The sequence below is a fragment of the Pectobacterium brasiliense genome, assembly GCF_016950255.1.
Lineage (GTDB): Bacteria > Pseudomonadota > Gammaproteobacteria > Enterobacterales > Enterobacteriaceae > Pectobacterium > Pectobacterium brasiliense.
Genome location: NZ_JACGFN010000001.1, coordinates 1,056,916 through 1,078,105, shown reverse-complemented (window position 1 = coordinate 1,078,105; position 21,190 = coordinate 1,056,916). Strand labels below are relative to the sequence as shown.

The following is a 21,190-nucleotide window of genomic DNA, read 5'->3' as shown; positions in this document are numbered from 1 at the left end:
AAATGACGCTTTTATGTTACGAATCTGACACTTTTGGTCAATTAGTCTTATTGCGAGAGTGCGAAACATTGTGCAGACTTTCCACTGTTTACAGATGGCGTAGCACGCACGCCAAAAATTCTGAATGCTGATATTCAGAAGGAACCATCGGATTCATCGCGTGAAACGCGAGCTGGCGTAAAACAAGGTTTACGTCAGGATTGCAGATGGGGAATGCGTGGGAATAGATTCGGGAGGTATCCTGTGAACAAATCAATGTTAGCGGGTGTAGGTATTGGTGTGGCTGCTGCATTGGGTGTGGCGGCGGTGGCGAGTATGGATGTATTTTCCTCTAAACCTCAGTTTGCACAGGTGCTTACAGCAACACCAATTAAAGAAACAGTCAAGACGCCTCGTCAGGAGTGCCGTAACGTGAGCGTGACGCATCGTCGTCCGGTACAGGATGAAAACCAGATTGCTGGCTCGGTACTGGGTGCCGTAGCGGGTGGTGTGCTGGGGCATCAGTTCGGTGGCGGACGCGGTAAGGATGTCGCAACGGTTGCGGGTGCGCTGGCAGGTGGTTATGCGGGTAACCGTGTACAAAGCGGCATGCAGGAAAATGATACGTACACAACGCAGCAACAGCGCTGTCAGACGGTGTACGACAAATCACAAAAAGTTCTGGGTTATGATGTCACTTATAAAATCGGCGACCAGCAGGGTAAAATCCGCATGGATCGCGATCCTGGTACACAAATTCCAGTAGACCGAAACGGGCAATTAATCCTGAATCAGCAGAGTTAACTGACCTCCAACGTCTGCGGTTTTGCGCTGACACCCTCTCTAAAAACCGCGAGACACCTGAAAAAGGTGCTCGCGGTTTTTTCATTCTATGTTCTTTCTGCTATAGGCTCTTCCTGCTTTCGGTTAGCTTCATGCTAAGGGATAGCAGCAAGGCGGCCGCAGCGAATCCTCCCGCCAGCCAAAGTGTCGCGATCGGACCAGAGCTATCCACGGCTTGGCCACCGACCCACGATCCGAGCGCGATGCCAATATTAAAAATGCCGACATACAGCGCGGAGGCGATCTCCACGGCGTTCGGGACGGCCTTCATCATCCATGTCATCAAACCGACGGACACGCCGCCGTAGGCCAGTCCCCAGACGAGAAGCGCCACGCCACCGCCGAAATGCGAACCGCCGATGGTCAGGAACAGAATCGGAGTCAATAGCAGCCCCACCGCGATTGCCATCAAGGTTAACGCCGTGCGTCGCGCGGCGATGATGCCCGTCAGAAAATTGCCGACGATGCCTGCCATGCCATAGGCGAACAGCAATGCGCCGATCCAGCGCGCATCGAATCCCGACACCGAGAGCAGCAGCGGCCGCACAAAGGTAAACGCCATGAAGTGTCCGGCCACCAGCAACAGCGTCAGGATAAGCCCGATTTGCAGCTTACGGTTGCTCAACTGCTCACCGAACTGGCGAACGGTGACGGAATGGGTAACGGGCAGGGCAGGAATAACCGCAAGGTGAAGCACTAGCACCAGCACGCTAAACACGGCCATGCAGCCGAAGGCCCAGCGCCACCCGGCGAGATCGCCGATCAGTGCGCCGAACGGCACACCCAACACGGATGCCGCTGCGACACCACCAAAGATGATGGATGTTGCCAGGCCGATGGCGTGCTCGGGAACGAGTCGGGCCGCCAGACCACCGGCAATCGCCCAGATACCGCCCATGCAGAAACCGACCAGCACACGCGCAGCCAGCATCCAACCGATGTCTGGTGCCAGTGCCGAAGCAATGTTGGCGATAACCAGCAGCGTCAGCAGTCCGCATAGGATCCTGCGTCTATCCATGCCGCCGGATGCGATCACCACCAGCGGAGCGAATAGCGCAGCCAGCAGCGCGGGGAGTGAAATCATCAGGCCGGCGGTTCCGGTAGAAGTATGTAGCGTATCGGCAATCGGCGTTAGCAAGCCGACCGGAAGCATTTCCGTCGTGACGACAGAGAAGGTTGCAAGGCCGACGGCGACAACGGCCAGCCAGGAATGCTGTGCAGCAGCACCTATAGGGATAGAGGAAGACGTGTTCATGGTTCAGTCCTTAACAGGGGGAAGCAGGCGATGTGTAACCGTCAAACGGTATGAGGAAGAGGAGAAGGCGTCGTCCGTAGGCGTTGGTATCCCCACAGTGCAACCAGCAGCACTAACACGCCAGCGCATAGCGCAACGGCAAATCCGGCTCGGGCACCGCTGTCGTCAACAACGTAGCCTGATACCGCTGCGCCCAGCGCCACGCCGACATTCAGCCCCGCCAGCAGCCAGGTCATGCCCTCTGTCAGACGATGCTCGGGCACCAGACGTTCGACCAGCGACATCGCCACGATCATGGTGGGGGCGAAGAACAACCCAGCGATCAGCACGGCCGCAGCCAGCACGGGAATGCTGCCAACCAGCAGCAGAGGTAACGTGGTTGTTGCCGTTGCTAAACCGCCCAGCAATAACAACAGGTGCAATGCGGTTCGTAGCTTGAGAGCGCCGAACACCAACCCGGCCAGGCATGAACCGACCGCATAAGCCGACAACACCAGACTGGCCGCAGCTGGCTGACCATACTGCTCAGCGAAGGCCACGCTGACGATATCCACGGTACCCACAATGATGCCCATCGCGACCATCAGCAGCGCCAGCAAACGCACGTTTGCTTGTTTGATCACCGAGCCCGAACGATCCGTGCGGACATCCCATGCTTCTACCGGCGGTTCGGTGCCGCGCTGTGTCACCAGAGCGAACACGCCAATAATCAGCAAGAGCGCCGCGGCCAGCGGGCCAGCCTGAGGAAACACCGCGACGGACAGCCCCACAGCCAGCGGTGGTCCGGCGATAAAAGTGACTTCATCGAGCACCGTCTCCAGCGAGTAAGCGGTCTGCAAGTGAGGGTGGCCGCGATAGATTGCCGTCCAGCGTGCTCTAACCATTGCGGACATGCTAGGCATGAAACCGGCCAGCAAAGCACCGATGAATAAGCTCCAGTCAGGCGCTTGCCACCAGGTGCTGGCGAGCAGAAGCAGCATGCCGATCACGCTGACGGTGGTTGCTATCGGCAGCACGCGGCCTTGCCCGTGACGATCGACCAGACGGGAGATCTGTGGTGACAGCAGTGCGTAGGTCAACACAAAAGTGGCGGAGACCGCCCCCGCCAGCGCATAGCTACCGCGCAGTTGCGACAGCATGGTGATAATGCCGATGCCCGTCATGGGCAGTGGAATCCGCGCCAACAGGCCAGCCAGTGCAAAGCCTCTGGTGCCGGGCGCGGCGAAAAGTTCTCGATAAGGATTGACCATCTCATTCTTCTCCAAAGTGAATCCACTTGCCACCACGTGGCGGCACAGCGACAATACATACAGAGCGTATGAATAAAGCATATATTCATACGGAGTGAATGTAAATAATCATACGATGTGTATGTAAGGATGTGCCGATGGTTCGTCGTACCCGTGCTGAAATGGAAGAAACCCGCGCTACGCTGCTGGCGACCGCCCGTAAGGTCTTTAGCGAGCGCGGCTATGCTGATACCTCAATGGACGATCTCACCGCACAGGCGAGCCTGACTCGTGGGGCGCTTTATCACCATTTCGGTGACAAAAAAGGGCTGTTGGCGGCGGTGGTGGAACAGATCGATGCCGAGATGGATGAACGACTACAAGTCATCTCCGACACCGCCGAGGATGCCTGGGATGGCTTTCGTCGTCGCTGCCGCGCCTATCTGGAAATGGCGCTGGAGTCGGAGATTCAGCGCATCGTGCTGCGTGATGCGCGGGCGGTTCTGGGAGGGGCATCGCCAGATTCACAACGCCATTGCGTTGAGTCGATGCAGCGGCTGATCGACAACCTTATCCGGCAAGGCGTGGTGGCAGATGCCGATCCACAGGCGCTAGCATCGCTAATCTACGGCAGTTTGGCCGAGGCGGCGTTCTGGATTGCGGACGGAGAGGATGGAAATGCGCGGCTGGCACAAGGCGTTGCCGCGCTGGAATTGCTGTTGCGTGGGCTGTTAGTTAAGCCACAGTAGCGATCAAAAGAACAGCCTGACGAGACGCGTGGTTGGCGTCTCGTCTTTGGCTTAACGACGAAAAATAATCTCTGCCCAGCGCGCCAGTCCGGCGGTAACGGAACCAAAATCGTTGCCGCTGGCGATAGGAATATCAGGAAGCAGTTGCTGAATAGCCTGACGTAGCAGCGGAGAACGTGCGCTACCGCCAGTCAGGTAGATTACTTCCGGCCGGGTTTGGCTGGTTTCTAGCGCCAGCGTCACCTGCTGCTGAATACGCATAAGCGGATTATCGATGGCGGCATTGAGTTCATCAGCATGAATGCGCGTTGCCAGACCTGATTCGATAAAGTGCAAATCAGCTGCCGTTTCCGATTGATTGGACAGCGCAATTTTGCTCTCTTCCGCCAGTTGAATCAGACGGTAGCTCAGGCGCTGTTGCCAGACGGTCAGCAGTCTTTTCACCAGCTCGGGCTGACGGGCATCGCGGATCATTTCGTTGATTAACGCGCGGCTGGCGGTGCTATGAAACTCTTTTTGCGCCGGAATATCGTTAATCGCGACCGCATTCCACCAGGTCATGATCGGCAGGGCGATGCCTTTTTCTGTCTCGCTATTCATACCAAGCAGCGGCATCAGCTGTTTGAACGCGAGCATGATGTCCAGATCGTTACCGCCAACGCGGCAGCCGCTGTGCCCTAACAGGCTTTGCGAACGTTCTTGCTGCTTATGCCACTCTGGGCCCATCAGCAGCATGGAGCAGTCGGTGGTGCCGCCGCCGATATCCACGACCAGCACGCGCGTTTCTTTCGTCAGCGTGGATTCGAAATCCAGCCCGGCGGCGACGGGTTCAAACTGGAAGACGACATCTTCAAACCCGGCACGGTGTGCCGCACGGTCTAAAATGCCTTGCGCCTGCTGGTTGGCTTCTTCGCCGCCGATGCTTTGAAAGTTAATCGGGCGACCGATGACTGCCTGACGAATAGGCTGGTCAAGCTGGCTTTCTGCCTGTGTGCGGATGTGCAGCATCATGGAGCAGACCAGATCCTCAAACAGCGCAATCTGCTGGGCTTTCAACCCGACGGCACCGAGGAAGGACTTCGGTGATTTAACGAACCACGTCTCTTCCGGGTCATCCATATAGTGGCGCAACGCATCACGTCCGAATTTCACGCTATCAGCCTGCACGCGAATATCTTCCTCGCGGTTGTAGCTGATGGCGCGCTTCAGCAGCAGCGCATTTTCACCCTCAGCATTGACCTGATGGTGTCGCCATAACCACTCGCTAACCGCTTCGCGCACGGGCGCGCACAGCAGGGAAGAAAGATAAGGCGAGCCATTTTCCAGCGACAGGAGCCGTGGCGTACCTTCATCCATAACCGCCACTGAACAGTTGGCTGTACCGTAGTCAAAACCGATAAACATCGTCGTGCCCCATGCCATAAAAAATTTTCGGGAGAAATTTTTAACGTCGCACCCGCGACGGCCCGGAAGGGTGGCCGCCAAGGATGGCAGGCCATAAAAAAGGTGGCGACTTTACTGCGTTACGGCAGTGCTTGTAAAGGCAGATGCAACGGTGGAGAGAGATTTACTCATAAGATATCTGTCGGGAACCCGAAGGTTCCCGTTTACTGTGGTGAAAATGAGTTACGCCGCCAGCGTATGTTGCGCCATGTTCCCCAGCAGTGAGCCGATAAACTCGATGCGCTGCGGACGGTCGCTCAAATCCTTCATGAATTTCAGGCGGGTTGGGCCATCAAGACGGTAGGTGCCCGGATCGCGCTGTAACAGGCCGATAAGATGGGACGGATCGACGCGATTTTGCTCGCTGAATTCGATAAAACCACCTTTCTCATTCCCTTCTATACGGCGAATACCCAGCGCCTGCGCCTGCTGACGCAGGGCGGCAATCTGCAACAGATAGCGGCTTGCATCAGGAAGGAGACCGAAGCGATCGATCAGTTCGACCTTCAGCTCATCCAGCTCGGCGGTGGTTTTCGCGCTGGCGATACGTTTGTATAACGACAGGCGCGTATTGACGTCGGGGATGAAATCGTCGGGCAGCAGGGCAGGCAAACGCAGTTCGACGTCGGTCTGGCTGTTGATCAGATCCTCCAACGATGGCTCCCGACCTGCTTTCAAGGCATCGACAGCGCTTTCCAGCAGTTCCATATATAGCGAGAAACCGACGCTGGTCATCTGTCCACTCTGATCGTCCCCGAGCAATTCACCTGCGCCACGGATTTCCAGATCGTGCGTTGCTAACGCAAAACCGGCACCGAGGTCTTCCAATGAGGCGATGGCTTCCAGACGCTTCTGCGCATCGGTGCTCATCGCTTTAGGATTCGGCGTTAGCAGGTAAGCATAAGCCTGATGGTGGGAACGCCCCACGCGACCACGCAACTGGTGCAGCTGTGCCAGACCGAAGTGATCGGCACGCTCAATGATGATGGTATTGGCGCTTGGAATATCGATCCCCGTTTCGATGATCGTGGTACACACCAGTACGTTAAAACGCTGGTGGTGGAAGTCGTTCATAACCCGTTCCAGTTCCCGTTCGCGCATCTGACCGTGGCCAATCGCGATGCGCGCTTCCGGCACCAGCTCTGCCAGCCGCTGGGTGGCTTTCTCGATATTCTCGACGTCGTTATAGAGGTAATACACCTGTCCGCCGCGCAGAGTTTCACGCAGAATCGCTTCGCGCACCACCAGATTGTCATATTCGCGCACGAACGTTTTTACCGCCAAGCGGCGAGCAGGTGGAGTTGCGATGATCGACAGATCGCGCATCCCGCTCATCGCCATGTTGAGCGTACGCGGAATCGGCGTAGCGGTCAGCGTCAGGATATCGACATCCGCCCGCATCGCTTTGATGCGTTCTTTGTGACGCACGCCGAAACGGTGTTCTTCGTCCACAATCAGCAGCCCTAAGTCGCGCCAGCGTACGTCGCTCTGCAACAGCTTATGGGTGCCGATCAGAATATCGACTTTGCCTTCCTGCGTTTCCTCCAGCACTTGAGTTTGCTCACGCGCGCTGCGGAAGCGGGAGATCATTTCAATCTTCACCGGCCAGTTAGCAAAGCGATCGCGGAAGTTGTCAAAATGCTGCTGTGCTAACAGCGTCGTCGGTACCAGAACGGCAACCTGCTTATGGTTTTCAACCGCCAGAAAGGCGGCGCGCATTGCCACTTCGGTTTTCCCAAAGCCGACATCGCCACAGACCAGACGATCCATCGCCAGCGGCTGGCACATGTCGCTCAGTACGGCGTTGATGGCCTGCGCCTGATCGGGCGTCGTTTCGAAGGGGAAACTTTCGCAGAAAAGCTGGTACTGCGTTTTATCATGCTTAAATGCAAAACCGCTTTTCGCCGCACGCTGGGCATAAATATCCAGCAGCTCGGCGGCGACATCGCGCACCCTTTCTGCCGCTTTTTGCCGCGCGCGTGACCAGGCATCACCACCCAGTTTATGCAGCGGCGCATTCTCATCGGCACCGCCCGCATAGCGGCTGATCAAATGCAGCGAGGAAACGGGAACGTACAGCTTGTCTTCGCCCGCATAGGTCAAAATCAGGTATTCGGCCTTGATGCCGCCCGCTTCTAGCGTGGTCAGCCCGGCATAGCGGCCAACGCCGTGTTCGAGATGAACGACGGGCTGCCCCGGCCGCAGTTCCGCCAGATTGCGGATCAGTGTATCGGTATTGATCGTGCGGCGGCTATCCTGACGGCGGCGACTAACGCGTTCACCCAGCAGATCGCTTTCGCAGATCAACGCGCGCTGACGCAGCGTGTCGATAAAACCGTGTTCGCTGGCACCGATGATCAGATAAGTGCCACGATCCTGAGCCTGCTCCAGCGTGCTGATGAGTGTTGGGTTCAGTTTGATACGCGCCAGAAGCTCTTGTAGCGTTTCGCGTCGGCCTTCACTCTCGACGGAGAAAATGATCTGGCCTTCGAACTGTTCGATAAAACGGCGTAGCGCATCCAGCGGGGATTTCTGCTGATGCTGAATGGCTAGCTCCGGCAGCGGCAGATAGGCCAGATTCACGTTGGCGGCTTTTTCCGGCAGCGTATCGGTTCTCAACTGCACGCGCGCGGCCACGCTTTCAGTTCCGTGAACAGACCGTCTACGCGCAGCCAGAGTGAATCCGACGGCAACAGTGGGCGCATCGGATCGACACGACGGCTTTCAAAACGCTGCTGAATATCCTGCCAGAAGCGCTCGGCGCTCTGTTCAATATTACCGGTGTTGACGATTAGCGTGTTGTTCGGGAAATAGCTGAACAGCGACGGCAGCGGTTCGCTGAAGAATAACGGCTGCCAGTATTCGATCCCGGCGGGCCAGACGCCTTTGCTGACCTGTTGATAAATGTGCTCGGCATCGCGTCGTACCTCAAACTGCTCGCGCCACTGGCTGCGGAAAAGTTCGATGGCGGTTTTATCGGTCGGGAACTCGTGGGCCGGCAGCAGATTAATGTGCGGCACTTCGTTCAGCGTGCGCTGCGTATCGACATCGAACAGACGCAGACTGTCGATCTCGTCGTCAAAGAAATCGATACGGTAGGGCTCTTCGCTCCCCATCGGGAACAGATCCAGCAGCGCGCCGCGCGTGGCATATTCACCATGTTCCATGACCTGATCGACGCTGCGGTAGCCTGCCTGCTCCAACTGCGAACGCAGCTTATCACGCGAGAGGCGCTGGCCTTTTTTCAACACCAGCGCATGACCGTGCAGGAAACTGTGCGGACAAACGCGCTGCATCAGCGTGTTGACCGGCAGGATCAGGACGCCGCGCGTCATATTGGGCAATTGATAGAGTGTGGAAAGGCGGGTCGAAATAATTTCCTGATGCGGAGAAAAACTATCGTAGGGCAGCGTTTCCCAGTCAGGCAGGGTGGTGACGTGCTGGTCGGTAAATTGCTGAATTTCATCACGCAATCGCAGAGCGTTTTGCATATCCGGCGCGACAAGCACCACCAGCCCGGTGTGGCGTTCAATGATTTCTGCACATTCAACGGCGCAGGCAGCACCGGTTAACTGGCCCAGCAGGCGCTGCTCACCGGCTTTGGGCGGCAACGAATAACGGTAATTTTCAGGCATCATCTGATTATCGGGTCTCGCCTCCCTGCATCCGGCCAGGAATAAGAAAAAGCCGTAGAGTGAGGGTGTTAGGGTTCCATAAAGCAGTACTACCCTTTATTATCCTTGATCACTTTGCTTTGGCAACCTTATCCAGACGGATTTCATGTATCAACCTGTCGCTTTATTTATTGGCCTGCGTTACATGCGCGGGCGTGCATCAGACCGCTTCGGCCGGTTTGTCTCCTGGTTATCCGCCATTGGCATCACGCTGGGCGTGATGGCGCTGGTCACCGTGCTTTCCGTGATGAATGGCTTCGAGCGCGAACTGGAAGGCAATATTCTGGGCGTGATGCCTCAGGCGGTTATCTCTACGCCGCAAGGTTCGCTGAACCCGGCGTTGATTCCCGCTTCCTCCTTAAACTCGCTGGAAGGCGTAACGCGCGTTGCGCCGCTGACGACGGGCGATGTGGTGCTACAAAGCGCCCGCAGCGTCGCCGTGGGCGTGATGTTAGGCATTGATCCTGACGAACAGGAGCCGCTGTCGCGCTATTTGGTTAACGTCAAACAGCAGCAGCTGCAATCCGGTCAGTATCAGGCCATTTTGGGCGAAAAACTGGCCGCACAGCTGGGCGTTAAAGCCGGCGATCAAATTCGTATGATGGTCACGAGCGCCAGCCAGCTGACGCCGATGGGGCGTATCCCTAGCCAGCGAATCTTTACCGTTGCCGGCACCTTTGCTGCGAACAGCGAAGTGGATAGCTACCAGCTGTTAGTGAACCAGCAGGATGCCTCTCGCTTGATGCGCTACCCAGCGAACCACATTACCGGCTGGCGTTTGTGGCTGGAAAAGCCGCTGTCGGTCGATACGCTGAGCACGCAAACGCTGCCGGAAGGCACGGTCTGGAAAGACTGGCGCGAACGTAAAGGTGAGCTGTTTCAGGCCGTACGCATGGAAAAAAATATGATGGGGCTGTTGCTCAGCCTGATCGTCGCGGTAGCCGCGTTCAATATTATTACCTCGCTGGGTTTACTGGTGATGGAAAAACAGGGAGAAGTCGCCATTCTGCAAACGCAGGGGCTGACTCAACGTCAGATTATGGCGGTGTTTATGGTGCAAGGGGGGAGCGCTGGTGTTATTGGCGCGCTGTTAGGGGCAGTGCTGGGGACGTTATTGGCCAGCCAACTGAATACGCTGATGCCGATACTGGGCGTATTGCTGGATGGTGCTGCGTTGCCTGTAGATATTGATCCCATGCAGGTCGTGACGATCGCCATTTCTGCGATGGTCATTGCCCTCTTATCGACACTTTACCCGTCATGGCGCGCTGCCGCCGTTCAACCCGCTGAGGCTTTACGTTATGAGTGATTTACCGTTATTGCAGTGTACTAACCTGTCGAAGCGCTATCAGGACGGCAAGCTGTCTACCGACGTGTTACGTGATGTCTCATTTGAAATGAGCAGTGGCGAGATGATGGCCATCGTCGGAAGCTCTGGTTCGGGTAAAAGTACGTTGCTGCATGTGCTGGGCGGGTTGGATACGCCGACGTCAGGTGAGGTTATCTTTAAAGGCCAGCCGCTGAATACGCTTTCAGCGGCGGCAAAATCGGATTTACGCAATCGCGAGCTGGGCTTTATTTATCAGTTCCACCATCTACTGCCGGATTTTACCGCGTTGGAAAACGTCGCAATGCCGTTGCTGATTGGCAAAGTACCGACGTCACAGGCTCAGGATAAAGCTCGCGAAATGTTGGCGGCTGTTGGGCTGGAAGCGCGCAGTCACCACCGTTCATCGGAGCTGTCCGGTGGTGAACGGCAGCGTGTCGCCATTGCCAGAGCGCTGGTTAACAGCCCGTCGCTGGTGTTGGCTGATGAGCCAACCGGTAACCTCGATCAGCGCACGACAGACACCATTTTTGAACTGCTGGGAGAGCTGAACGTCCGACAGGGTACCGCCTTTCTGGTGGTGACGCATGACCTGCAACTGGCTAGCCGACTGAACCGTCAACTGGAAATGCGTGACGGTCAGTTGCAGAAGGAACTGACCCTGATGGGAGCGCGGCAATGAGATTTCCTCCGCTCTCGTTGCTGATTGGCCTGCGCTTTAGCCGCGGCCGTCGGCGTGGCGGCATGGTTTCGCTGATTTCGGTCATTTCGACGCTCGGGATTGCTCTCGGCGTAGCGGTGTTGATTCTTGGCCTGAGCGCGATGAATGGCTTTGAGCGCGAACTGAACAACCGCATTTTGGCCGTGGTTCCGCACGGCGAGATCGCACCGGTCAATCAGCCTTTCGACGGCTGGCAGGACATTCTTCCGAAAATCGAACAGGTGCCTGGCGTGGCGGCCGCGGCGCCTTATATCAATTTCACCGGGCTGCTGGAGAACGGCGCCAAGCTTCAGGCGGTTCAGGTAAAAGGCGTCGATCCGCAGCAGGAGAAACGTCTTAGCGCGCTGCCCAACTATGTGCTGAATAATGCCTGGCAGCGGTTCCGCGCGGGTGAACAGCAGGTCATCATTGGTCAGGGCGTGGCAAAGGCGCTGAATGTGGTGGAAGGTGACTGGGTCACGGTGATGATCCCGAACAGCGACCCGGAAATGAAACTGATGCAGCCGAAACGCATCCGGCTGCACGTCAGCGGTATTTTACAGCTGAGCGGCCAGCTCGATCATGGCTTAGCGCTGATTCCGCTGGCGGATGCCCAGCAATATCTGGACATGGGGCTGAGCGTAACGGGGATCGCCATCAAGGCTAACGATGTGTTCTCCGCCAATAAACTGGTGCGCGATGCGGGCGAAGTCACGAAGGCTTATGTCACTATTCGCAGCTGGATTGGCACCTATGGTTATATGTACCGAGACATCCAGATGGTGAGAACCATCATGTATCTGGCGATGATTCTGGTGATTGGTGTGGCCTGTTTTAATATTGTTTCAACGCTGGTGATGGCGGTAAAAGACAAAAGTAGCGACATCGCGGTCTTGCGTACGCTGGGTGCCCCAGATGGGCTGATTCGGGCAATCTTTATTTGGTACGGGCTATTGGCTGGGCTGCTGGGTAGCGTGATAGGCGCTGTGATTGGCGTGATCGCGACCTTGCAATTGACGCCGATTATTCACGGTATTGAATCCCTCATCGGTCATAAGCTGCTGTCCGGCGACATCTATTTCATCGACTTCCTGCCATCTGAACTGCATGTAACGGATGTCTTGATCGTACTAGGAACATCGCTGGTGCTGAGCCTGATTGCCAGCTGGTATCCGGCACGGCGCGCCAGCCGGATTGACCCTGCTCGCGTGTTGAGCGGGCAGTAAGCCAAGCCAACGCACATGCGGCTTGAGAGATGACGGGGATAGTCCCTATCGTGTGGGAAAGCGATCACACCCTAAGGAGCAGTCATGTACTACGGTTTTGACATGGGCGGCACGAAAATTGAGTTGGGCGTGTTCGACGCAGAGTTGAACAAGGTGTGGCAAAAGCGGGTGCCGACGCCGCGCAGTAATTATGATGACCTGCTTACGACGCTGGTCGATCTGGTGCATGAAGCTGACGCTCAGGTTGGCATGCAGGGGAGAGTCGGTCTCGGCGTACCGGGCATGGAGACGGGGAACGACGGTGCGCTCTTCACCGCTAACCTGCCCGCAACGATGGGAAAACCGCTGCGTACGGATTTGTCGCAGCGTTTGCAGCGAGAGATTCGCATCAGTAACGATGCTAACTGCTTTGTGCTGTCGGAAGCCTGGGACGCGGAGTTCCGTTCCTATCCTGTCGTGCTGGGTATGATTTTAGGCACGGGGTTGGGCGGCGGTCTGGTGATTAACGGACGTCCGCTCGACGGGCGCAACGGCATCGCGGGTGAGTTCGGCCATCTTCGCCTGCCGTCCGACGCGCTGGATATCATCGGTGTGGATATTCCCCGCGTGAAGTGCGGCTGCGGTCAATCAGGCTGCATCGAGAATTATATTTCCGGTCGCGGTTTTGAATGGCTATACGAGCATCTGTATGGTGAAGCGCTGCCTGCTGTGACCATCATCCGGCACTATCGTGGCGGAGAAGAAAAAGCGCAGGCGTTTGTCGATCGTTTTATGGATTTGCTGGCGGCCTGTCTGGGCAATCTGCTGACCCTGTTCGATCCGCACCTGCTGGTGTTGGGCGGCGGCCTATCGAATTTTGATGAAATTTATCAAATTCTGCCGACGCGCCTTCCTCCACGACTTTTACCGATTGCGAAACTGCCACGTATAGAAAAAGCGCGTCATGGCGATGCGGGCGGCGTACGTGGTGCGGCGTTGCTACACTTAATGGATAACTAGCTGGAGAAGGTATGTATACGCGTCAACGATTAGGGCGGTTTCATAAGGGAAAGCGTATGCGGCAACAGCGTCTTCGTGCGCGTATTTTCCATCGTGATTATCTGGCAGCAAGCGAAGTGAAAAAACCGCGCGTGGTAGTACTGACGGGGGCAGGTATTTCAGCGGAGTCGGGCATTCGTACCTTTCGTGCAGCCGATGGCCTGTGGGAAGAGCATCGCGTCGAGGATGTCGCGACGCCCGAAGGCTTTCAGCGTAATCCCGAGCTGGTGCAGGAATTTTATAACGCCCGTCGTCGTCAGTTACAACAGCCGGAAATTGTACCGAATGCCGCACATCTGGCATTAGCCAATCTGGAAGCGATGCTGGAAGATAATTTCCAGCTGATTACGCAAAACATCGATAACCTGCATGAACGTGCTGGCAGCAAGCGCGTCATCCATATGCACGGTGAGTTACTGAAAGTACGCTGTAGCCAAAGTGGACAGATCGTTGAATGGACAGACGATCTCGCCGCTGGCGAACGCTGTCACTGTTGCCAATTTCCCGCGCCGTTACGCCCGCATGTGGTGTGGTTTGGTGAAATGCCGCTGCATATGGACAAGATTTACCATGCGCTGTCGCAGGCCGATTACTTTATTGCAATTGGCACGTCGGGACATGTCTATCCCGCTGCCGGTTTTGTTCATGAGGCCCATTCGCACGGTGCCTACACGCTGGAGCTGAATCTGGAGCCCAGCCAGGTCGAAAGCCAGTTTGATGAAAAAATTTACGGTCCCGCTAGCAGCGTGGTGCCTGAGTTTGTCGCCGCCTGGCTGACGCGCGGTCAAAGCATTAAGTTTTAAACGCCCGCAAAAATTTTTAAGCGTCCGCAAAAAGAGAAAACGTCATGAATCGTATGAGGACGGCGTTTTCTCTTTCCGATCGTTGCCGCAGCAACACTCGTCAAGCTGATCGAACGGCAACATCGCGGCGTGGTTAAAGAAACAATATTCACTCTCGCTACAGCGAGCATGTGCAGCGGTTTCTGTCGGCGAGTCCGCCTGCGGATGTGGCGGTTGTTGGCTGTCATGGCGTGACGGGGTTCCATGAAGAGACCGTGTTCCATGAAAAGATAAGGTTCGTCGGAAAAAGCCCAGCATAGCGTTACCCTCACGGTATCTCATCACGATAGGAATGAGATAACTATGTTAATGAGAGTTATTCTCATCAATGTAAGCTAAGCGTAGTTGATAATGTGATGATGGGGGAATGACAATTGTCAAAAAGTATATCCAAAATTGTTCTATCCCCCCGTCATGCCTGAACCGACAAAGGCTTAGAAGGATCAGAATGTCCGTCTGGCCTCGGCAGCCAGTGCCTTCAGATAATTCAGATCGCACAATTCTACTTGATGACCCCGATAGGTAATGTGGCCTTGCCGTTTCCAGTCGGACATCAATCGACTCAATGTTTCACCGCGCATCCCTAATGACGTCGCGAGCTGGCCTCGACTCACCGGTAATGTCAATTGCTGAGTTTGCTGAATGTGGTGCTGGCGCAGCAGGTAATCTGCCAGACGCTGCGGTGCGGAGCTGGACGTCAGCCAGTCGATTTGGTTGATCGTCGAGTAGAGTTTCTTGCCCAGATAATTCAGCAAACGCAGTGCCAGTTCCGGGCGCTGCAAACAAAACTGATGAATATCCTGTCGTGGGATCATCAGTGTGTGGCCATCGCTCTGCGCGCGGATATTCATCGGGAAGCGGCCGTGATCCATAAACACCGCGGCGATGGCGACAAATTCACCGCGTTCAAACTGTCCGAAAATCTTTTCATCTCCGCCATAGGTATGGCGAAAAGCCTGCAATTTTCCTGCTTCAACCAGCAAACAGTGCTGCATTTTGTCGCCTTCGCGAAACAGAACATCATCCTGCCGGAAAAACAGACGCTCGCTTTTTGCCAATAGTTCACACACCACATCGTTGGGTTCACCGCGCATCCAGTCATGTTGAAACAGCACCTCGCCGTATTCATCGGGCGATAGCGCTTTTTTGACAAATGTCATTTGCCCTCCCAGAGGCTGGTATTACCATCAAGCTAGTAAATGAAAATAATAATCACTTGCATGAATTCAGCAAGCAAAATCACGGCGCGCTGAATCGAGAATAGCGGAGAGTTTCCATGAAAGAAAATACCCTTCCGGCGGCACAGGCGCTGGTTCTCCATGAATTGATTACCCCAACTGAGCACGGCATTGCCAGTCGCGTGTTGGCTCGTACCGACGGCGGCAATGTCACGCTGTTTGCCTTCGACCAGGGGCAGGGACTGAGTGAACACAGTGCCCCTTATGATGCACTGGTTATGGTACTTGAAGGTGAATTATTGCTGACGATCGGTGGCGAACCCGTCGTCGCGCAGCCCGGCACGTTGGTGCGTATGCCCGCCAATATCCCGCATGCCGTTGATGCGCAGCAGTCGTCACGCATGTTGCTGACCATGCTGAAGACGCTGAAAACCGACTAAGCGCTATTCCATTAAGCGCTACGCGGCTACCGCGATAACACCGAATTAAGGAGTGACAGTATGAGCGATCATGAAGCAGGACATAAATTTTTAGCCCGATTGGGGAAAAAACGTCTGCGCCCCGGCGGCAGAAAGGCAACTGAATGGTTGCTCAGTCAGGCTGGGTTCCGGCAGGACAGCGTCGTATTGGAAGTCGCCTGCAATATGGGGACTACGGCGATGGAGATTGCGCGTCGTTTTGGCTGTCAGGTCATTGGCGCGGATATGGACAAAGTGGCGCTACAGAAGGCGCAGGAGAATGTTGCAGCGAACGGCTTGGCATCGCAGGTCACGATTATGCAAGCGAATGCGCTGGAGCTGCCATTTCCCGATAATCACTTCGACGTGGTGATTAATGAAGCCATGCTGACGATGTACGCTGACAAGGCCAAGAGCCGCATTATTGCCGAATATTATCGCGTGCTGAAACCGGGTGGTCGCCTGATTACCCATGACATCATGCTGCTTTCCGAGAAGGATACCGGAGCCTTGCAGGCGGTGGAACAGATGCACAAAGCGATCAATGTGCATGCTCAGCCAATGCTGCGTGAGCGCTGGGTGACGCTGTTTCAGGAATGTGGTTTTAGCAAGGTCAGCTACGATAACGGCGCAATGACGCTGCTGACGCCACAAGGACTGATTTATGATGAAGGTGTAGCGGGGGCGGCACGCATCGTAAAAAATGCGCTGAAAAAAGAAAATCGCAGCATGTTCTTTAACATGTTTCATACTTTCCGTCGCAATCGAAACCAGCTTAACTATATTGCGGTATGCAGTACCAAGTAGTGGCCGCATTCATTTTGATTGCGTCGCGGTAACAAGGAAAAAGCGTGTAAGGCAGGCGAAATCGTTTAACATACGTGACAATACGCTATCTTAACTGCGCTTTTTATTGCGCTGGATTCCTTGTTACGGTGAACAATGCAGCCATTATCGCCGGGTGATATCCCGCTAAAGCACGCGACGCAGTTACCTCATTACAGCCAGCTAAAACAACAGCAGTGCAGACGCGATCGCCGGAGTCTGATACTGCTGTTGGCGTTTCTCGCACTCACGCTGGCCGTCAGCCTGTGCGCCGGTGAGCGCTGGATTTGGCCGACGGCCTGGCTGGATGACGCTCAGCAGCTCTTTGTCTGGCAGTTGCGTTTACCCAGAACGCTGGCCGTGATGCTGGTGGGGGCGAGTCTGGCGATGTCAGGCACGGTGATGCAGGCCGTCTTTGATAATCCGTTGGCAGAACCGGGGCTGCTGGGCGTCGCCAACGGCGCAGGCGTGGCCTTAGTGCTGACGGTACTGCTGGGGCAGGGATTGCTGCCTGTCTGGGTGTTAAGCCTAAGCGCCATTGCTGGCGCGCTGCTGATTACCTTTCTGTTACTCCATTTTGCCCGTCGTCATATTTCCAACACCCGCTTATTACTCATCGGCATCGCGCTCGGGATTATCTGTAGCGCGGTGATGACCTGGGCCGTCTATTTCAGTACCAGCCTCGACTTACGCCAACTGATGTACTGGATGATGGGCGGCTTCAGCGGCATTGACTGGCGACATGGCTGGCTGATGTTGACGCTCTTGCCGCTGTTGCTGTGGCTGAGTCGTCAGGGGGCGGTACTGAACGGGTTGACGCTCGGTGAGATTCAGGCGCGTCAACTAGGCATTCCGGTCTATCGCTGGCGTACGATTCTCGTGCTGGTGATGGGCGTACAGGTCGGGTTGAGCGTAGCGCTGGCTGGCATCATCGCGTTTATTGGCTTGGTGATCCCACACATGTTGCGGCTGTGCGGACTGACCGATCAGCGCTATTTATTGACCGGATGCGCGCTAGCTGGCGGCGGTGTTCTGCTGCTGGCGGATACCGTTGCGCGTGTTGCGCTGAGTTCAGCCGAGTTGCCGATAGGCGTGGTTACCGCTACGCTGGGATCGCCATGGTTTATCTGGTTACTATTGCGTAATCGACTGTAGCGATATGTCTTGTTCTATCCACTTTTGTTTATCAATTCTTGTTTTATCACTGAAGGGAGCAAAACGATGAGCACTGAAATCTATGCTATTCCGCTGACCACCATTGATGGGAAAGCGACAACGTTTGAGGCGTTTAAAGGGCAGGTGGCTTTAGTCGTCAACGTCGCCTCTCAATGCGGCCTGACTAAACAATATGACGCGTTGGAAAAGCTCTACGAAACTTATCGCGACAAAGGTCTGGTCGTGCTGGGATTCCCCTCCAATGAATTTGCAGGACAGGAGCCGGGCTCGGAAGAAGAAATTCAGGAGTTCTGCCGTGGGACGTTTGGCGTTCAGTTCCCGATGTTCAGCAAGATTGAAGTCAATGGCGAGAACCGTCATCCGCTGTACCAACGGTTGATTCGCGAGCAGCCGGAAGCTAACGGGACCTGGAAAAGTGACTTTTTTGCGCGGTTGGTCAATAAAGGCCGTAAGCCTAAAAACCCAGAAGATATTCTGTGGAATTTCGAAAAATTCCTGGTGGATCGTGAAGGTCGTGTGATTGATCGTTTTGCGCCGGATATGGCACCTGACCATGACACCATCGTGAAAGCGATCGAAGAAGCGCTGGCAAAATAAGTGACGCAGCAGGTTTCCCCGGTATTACAGTTGCGGCAGGCAGGTGCCTCGCCGCGTTTGTCGCCGACGAGCGCGGAGTGCCGTCGCGGTGAGCTGCTGCATATCATCGGTCCGAACGGAGCCGGAAAGAGCACGTTGCTGGCAAGAGCCGCGGGTTTGCTGGCGGGAGAAGGCGAGGTCTATCTGGCCGGCACGCCGTTGTCGCAGTACACTGCAGCGGATCTGGCTGTGCGACGCGCCTATCTGGCACAGCAGCAACCGCCGCTGGCGCTGATGCCGGTATTTCAGTACTGGCAACGGCATCAACCGCCGCTGGCTCAGGAAGACGCGGTTGAAAAGGTGGTGCATTTTCTGGCGGAACGTCTGATGTTAACCGATAAGCTGGCGCGCCCGCTCACTCAGCTGTCGGGAGGCGAGTGGCAGCGCGTTCGGCTGGTGGCGGCGCTGTTGCAGATTTGGCCGACGATCAATCCGCACGCGCGTTTGCTGCTGCTGGACGAACCGACCAACAGCTTAGATGTGGCTCAGCAGGTAGCGCTGGATGCGTTGCTGAGTGAACTCTGTTGTTTGGGTATCGCGGTCGTGGTTTGCGCACACGATCTGAACCACAGCGCCCACCATGCGGATTGTGTGTGGCTGTTGTCAGAAGGCGCACTGGTGGCGCAGGGCGAGACGGCGGAGGTCATGCTACCGGAGGTACTGTCTCCTGTATTTGGTGTCGCGTTTCAGCGGCACGTGGTTGATGGCCGAAACTGGATCATCACGCGCAGCGCCTAGCGCTGTGAGAAAATGGCGTCGTCAGAAAATAGGAAAAATCGCCTTTACTTGCCAGCTACCCCGATTAAACGCTAAATTAATCCAATACCTAGCATTTTCAAACGCTAGAGGACTATGGCCTCGGCGGTTTTATGGTAATCGCGCATGATACGTTTACGACACGGGTTGACGTTACAATATAGAGCGATCCTACGATATAGTTTGATCCTCGCCAGCCTGATTTTGGTCGGCTGTAGCAGTAGTCGGCATAATAATCCGCCGCCGAATGCGCGTCTGAGCGATTCAATTATGGTGATGGTGCAGCTAAACGATCAACTAGGGCAATGGTACAGAACGCCTTATCGCTATGGCGGGCTGGATCGTAACGGCGTCGATTGTTCCGGTTTCGTCTACCTGACGTTTCGCGATAGGTTTGGCATGCAGTTGCCGCGTACCACGGAAGCACAAACCGAACTAGGCGAGCGCGTTGACCGTGAGAACCTGTTACCGGGCGATTTGGTCTTTTTCAAAACCGGCAGCGGTAGCAGTGGGCTGCACGTCGGCATTTATGATAAAGACGACCAGTTTATTCATGCCTCCACCAGTCAGGGTGTAATCCGTTCGTCGCTGGATAACGTGTACTGGAAACGGGCGTACTGGCAGGCCCGCCGCATCTAATTTTCCTCCCTTATTGTGTTTTGTTGACAGCATGGAGCTATCCACTTATGTCTTCTCTGCGTTTACTCATCTCTGACTCTTACGATCCCTGGTTTAATCTGGCCGTTGAGGAGTGCATCTTTCGCCAGATGCCCACCACGCAGCGGGTGCTATTTTTGTGGCGCAATGCGGAAACCGTGGTCATTGGTCGAGCCCAAAACCCGTGGAAAGAGTGCAATACGCGGCGGATGGAAGAGGATGGCATCAAGCTGGCACGGCGCAGCAGTGGTGGCGGAGCGGTCTTCCACGATCTCGGCAATACCTGCTTTACCTTTATGGCGGGCAAACCGGAATACGATAAAAGCGTTTCAACGCAGATTGTTCTGGATGCGCTTAGTTCGCTGGGGTTAAAGGCTAGCGCGTCGGGCCGTAACGATCTGGTGGTAGAAACCACGGACGGCGTGCGCAAGGTGTCCGGTTCTGCCTATCGTGAAACCAAAGATCGCGGCTTTCATCACGGTACGCTGCTGCTGAACGCCGATCTCAGCCGCTTAGCGGACTATTTGAACCCGGATGTTAAGAAACTACAGGCAAAAGGGATTACGTCCGTGCGTTCCCGCGTCGCCAATCTGGTGGAATTGCTACCGTCTGTCGATCATCAGGTTATTAGTCAGGCGGTGACGCAGGCCTTCTTTGATTATTTCGGCGAACAGTGCGAACCGGAAATCATCTCGCCTTCCGCCTACCCAGATCTGCCGGGATTCAGCGAACAGTTTGCGCGTCAAAGTAGTTGGGAATGGAACTTCGGTCAGGCTCCGGATTTCTCGCATTTACTTGATAACCGCTTTACCTGGGGTGGGGTTGAATTACATTTCGATGTGGAACGCGGCGTGATCGTCCGCGCGCAGATTTATACCGATAGCCTGAACCCTGCACCGCTAGAAGCACTCGCCTCCGCCTTGCAGGGAACGGCATATCGTCCGGAAGCCTTGGCGGCAGCGTGTCAGGCACTGACTACCGCTTTCCCCGAACAGCAAAACGAATTGCAGGAATTGGCCGATTGGCTGGCGCAGAGTCTGCGCTAGACGCCCTGTTTTTCTCAACGCATCGATGACAAGGAAACGTAAGGGAAATAATACCCCTATGTTTCCTCCGTGTTAATTTCATTACCATCCCTCTACACTTTCTGCTTACTCATGAGTCGTTGTGTGATGAGCGCGTGGCTCTCTTCACTTGAA

18 protein-coding genes and 1 pseudogene are annotated in these 21,190 nt (G+C 55.4%); 14 read left to right on the top strand and 5 right to left on the bottom strand.

Features of this window, described 5'->3' with window-relative positions:
• The first annotated feature begins 243 nt into the window (after positions 1 to 243).
• Entirely contained in the window at positions 244 to 783 is a 540-nt protein-coding gene (locus H4F65_RS04785) for a glycine zipper 2TM domain-containing protein (RefSeq protein WP_039314289.1), read from the top strand.
• A gap of 100 nt (positions 784 to 883) precedes the next feature.
• On the opposite strand, the gene H4F65_RS04780 is transcribed toward H4F65_RS04785, so the two are convergent.
• Together H4F65_RS04780 and H4F65_RS04775 are read right to left on the bottom strand one after the other, a co-directional pair.
• Positions 884 to 2,077, bottom strand: coding sequence for an MFS transporter (locus H4F65_RS04780; protein WP_010276251.1), 1,194 nt, complete (start codon positions 2,075 to 2,077; stop codon positions 884 to 886).
• Between the two features lie 41 nt (positions 2,078 to 2,118).
• The gene (locus H4F65_RS04775) at positions 2,119 to 3,327 is read right to left on the bottom strand and encodes an MFS transporter (RefSeq protein WP_010276254.1); all 1,209 of its coding nucleotides are present in this window, start codon (positions 3,325 to 3,327) and stop codon (positions 2,119 to 2,121) included.
• A 137-nt stretch (positions 3,328 to 3,464) separates the two neighbouring features.
• Here H4F65_RS04775 and H4F65_RS04770 point away from each other — a divergent pair, with 137 nt between their 5' ends.
• On the top strand, positions 3,465 to 4,055 hold the full coding sequence (locus H4F65_RS04770; protein ID WP_010276257.1) for a TetR/AcrR family transcriptional regulator: 591 nt from the start codon (positions 3,465 to 3,467) through the stop codon (positions 4,053 to 4,055).
• A 51-nt stretch (positions 4,056 to 4,106) separates the two neighbouring features.
• Here the strand turns inward: H4F65_RS04770 and yegD are convergent, their stop codons facing one another.
• Both yegD and mfd read right to left on the bottom strand, forming a co-directional pair.
• Positions 4,107 to 5,459 (bottom strand): molecular chaperone, encoded by a 1,353-nt coding sequence (gene yegD / locus H4F65_RS04765; RefSeq protein ID WP_010276260.1) that lies wholly within the window; start codon positions 5,457 to 5,459, stop codon positions 4,107 to 4,109.
• Between the two features lie 222 nt (positions 5,460 to 5,681).
• Positions 5,682 to 9,133, bottom strand: a pseudogene (mfd, locus tag H4F65_RS04760) (transcription-repair coupling factor).
• A gap of 145 nt (positions 9,134 to 9,278) precedes the next feature.
• Here mfd and lolC point away from each other — a divergent pair.
• From lolC to cobB, 5 genes are all read left to right on the top strand, one after another.
• A complete protein-coding gene (gene lolC / locus H4F65_RS04755) occupies positions 9,279 to 10,481 on the top strand; it encodes a lipoprotein-releasing ABC transporter permease subunit LolC (RefSeq protein WP_010276266.1) in 1,203 nt (400 codons plus the stop codon).
• Complete coding sequence (gene lolD / locus H4F65_RS04750) at positions 10,474 to 11,181, top strand: lipoprotein-releasing ABC transporter ATP-binding protein LolD (RefSeq protein WP_010276269.1); 708 nt, start codon at positions 10,474 to 10,476, stop codon at positions 11,179 to 11,181. Before lolC ends, lolD begins: the two co-directional genes overlap by 8 nt.
• Entirely contained in the window at positions 11,178 to 12,425 is a 1,248-nt protein-coding gene (lolE, locus tag H4F65_RS04745; RefSeq protein ID WP_010276273.1) for a lipoprotein-releasing ABC transporter permease subunit LolE, read from the top strand. The genes lolD and lolE overlap by 4 nt, the downstream gene beginning before the upstream one ends.
• An 84-nt stretch (positions 12,426 to 12,509) precedes the next feature.
• A complete protein-coding gene (gene nagK, locus H4F65_RS04740) occupies positions 12,510 to 13,424 on the top strand; it encodes an N-acetylglucosamine kinase (protein ID WP_010276276.1) in 915 nt (304 codons plus the stop codon).
• Between the two features lie 11 nt (positions 13,425 to 13,435).
• The gene (cobB, locus tag H4F65_RS04735; RefSeq protein WP_039314309.1) at positions 13,436 to 14,266 is read left to right on the top strand and encodes a Sir2 family NAD+-dependent deacetylase; all 831 of its coding nucleotides are present in this window, start codon (positions 13,436 to 13,438) and stop codon (positions 14,264 to 14,266) included.
• A gap of 482 nt (positions 14,267 to 14,748) precedes the next feature.
• Here cobB and H4F65_RS04730 read toward each other — a convergent pair whose 3' ends face one another.
• Positions 14,749 to 15,465, bottom strand: a complete 717-nt coding sequence (locus H4F65_RS04730) for a Crp/Fnr family transcriptional regulator (protein ID WP_010276283.1) — start codon at positions 15,463 to 15,465, stop codon at positions 14,749 to 14,751.
• 116 nt (positions 15,466 to 15,581) lie between these two features.
• Between H4F65_RS04730 and H4F65_RS04725 the strand changes: the two genes are divergently transcribed.
• The 7 genes from H4F65_RS04725 (at position 15,582) to lplA (ending at position 21,037) form a co-directional block, all read left to right on the top strand.
• Positions 15,582 to 15,923, top strand: a complete 342-nt coding sequence (locus H4F65_RS04725; protein WP_010276286.1) for a cupin domain-containing protein — start codon at positions 15,582 to 15,584, stop codon at positions 15,921 to 15,923.
• Between the two features lie 60 nt (positions 15,924 to 15,983).
• Positions 15,984 to 16,748: a class I SAM-dependent methyltransferase gene (locus H4F65_RS04720; protein WP_010276290.1), complete on the top strand. Its 765-nt coding sequence runs from the start codon at positions 15,984 to 15,986 to the stop codon at positions 16,746 to 16,748.
• 135 nt (positions 16,749 to 16,883) lie between these two features.
• Positions 16,884 to 17,921, top strand: coding sequence for a vitamin B12 ABC transporter permease BtuC (btuC, locus tag H4F65_RS04715; protein WP_010276293.1), 1,038 nt, complete (start codon positions 16,884 to 16,886; stop codon positions 17,919 to 17,921).
• 66 nt (positions 17,922 to 17,987) lie between these two features.
• Positions 17,988 to 18,539, top strand: coding sequence for a glutathione peroxidase (locus tag H4F65_RS04710; protein WP_010276297.1), 552 nt, complete (start codon positions 17,988 to 17,990; stop codon positions 18,537 to 18,539).
• Positions 18,540 to 19,316 (top strand): vitamin B12 ABC transporter ATP-binding protein BtuD, encoded by a 777-nt coding sequence (gene btuD, locus H4F65_RS04705; RefSeq protein WP_010276300.1) that lies wholly within the window; start codon positions 18,540 to 18,542, stop codon positions 19,314 to 19,316. It begins immediately after the preceding gene.
• A 144-nt stretch (positions 19,317 to 19,460) separates the two neighbouring features.
• On the top strand, positions 19,461 to 19,973 hold the full coding sequence (locus tag H4F65_RS04700) for a C40 family peptidase (protein ID WP_052051612.1): 513 nt from the start codon (positions 19,461 to 19,463) through the stop codon (positions 19,971 to 19,973).
• A gap of 47 nt (positions 19,974 to 20,020) precedes the next feature.
• A complete protein-coding gene (gene lplA, locus H4F65_RS04695; protein WP_010276306.1) occupies positions 20,021 to 21,037 on the top strand; it encodes a lipoate--protein ligase in 1,017 nt (338 codons plus the stop codon).
• Positions 21,038 to 21,190: the final 153 nt, after the last annotated feature.

Bases quoted from the DNA above. Each gene is read 5' to 3' on its own strand.
- H4F65_RS04780 (WP_010276251.1), bottom strand. From the start codon at position 2,077: ATGAACACGTCTTCCTCTATCCCTATAGGTGCTGCTGCACAGCATTCC.
- H4F65_RS04775 (WP_010276254.1), bottom strand. From the start codon at position 3,327: ATGGTCAATCCTTATCGAGAACTTTTCGCCGCGCCCGGCACCAGAGGC.
- H4F65_RS04770 (WP_010276257.1), top strand. From the start codon at position 3,465: ATGGTTCGTCGTACCCGTGCTGAAATGGAAGAAACCCGCGCTACGCTG.
- yegD (WP_010276260.1), bottom strand. From the start codon at position 5,459: ATGTTTATCGGTTTTGACTACGGTACAGCCAACTGTTCAGTGGCGGTT.
- lolC (WP_010276266.1), top strand. From the start codon at position 9,279: ATGTATCAACCTGTCGCTTTATTTATTGGCCTGCGTTACATGCGCGGG.
- lolD (WP_010276269.1), top strand. From the start codon at position 10,474: ATGAGTGATTTACCGTTATTGCAGTGTACTAACCTGTCGAAGCGCTAT.
- lolE (WP_010276273.1), top strand. From the start codon at position 11,178: ATGAGATTTCCTCCGCTCTCGTTGCTGATTGGCCTGCGCTTTAGCCGC.
- nagK (WP_010276276.1), top strand. From the start codon at position 12,510: ATGTACTACGGTTTTGACATGGGCGGCACGAAAATTGAGTTGGGCGTG.
- cobB (WP_039314309.1), top strand. From the start codon at position 13,436: ATGTATACGCGTCAACGATTAGGGCGGTTTCATAAGGGAAAGCGTATG.
- H4F65_RS04730 (WP_010276283.1), bottom strand. From the start codon at position 15,465: ATGACATTTGTCAAAAAAGCGCTATCGCCCGATGAATACGGCGAGGTG.
- H4F65_RS04725 (WP_010276286.1), top strand. From the start codon at position 15,582: ATGAAAGAAAATACCCTTCCGGCGGCACAGGCGCTGGTTCTCCATGAA.
- H4F65_RS04720 (WP_010276290.1), top strand. From the start codon at position 15,984: ATGAGCGATCATGAAGCAGGACATAAATTTTTAGCCCGATTGGGGAAA.
- btuC (WP_010276293.1), top strand. From the start codon at position 16,884: ATGCAGCCATTATCGCCGGGTGATATCCCGCTAAAGCACGCGACGCAG.
- H4F65_RS04710 (WP_010276297.1), top strand. From the start codon at position 17,988: ATGAGCACTGAAATCTATGCTATTCCGCTGACCACCATTGATGGGAAA.
- H4F65_RS04700 (WP_052051612.1), top strand. From the start codon at position 19,461: ATGATACGTTTACGACACGGGTTGACGTTACAATATAGAGCGATCCTA.
- lplA (WP_010276306.1), top strand. From the start codon at position 20,021: ATGTCTTCTCTGCGTTTACTCATCTCTGACTCTTACGATCCCTGGTTT.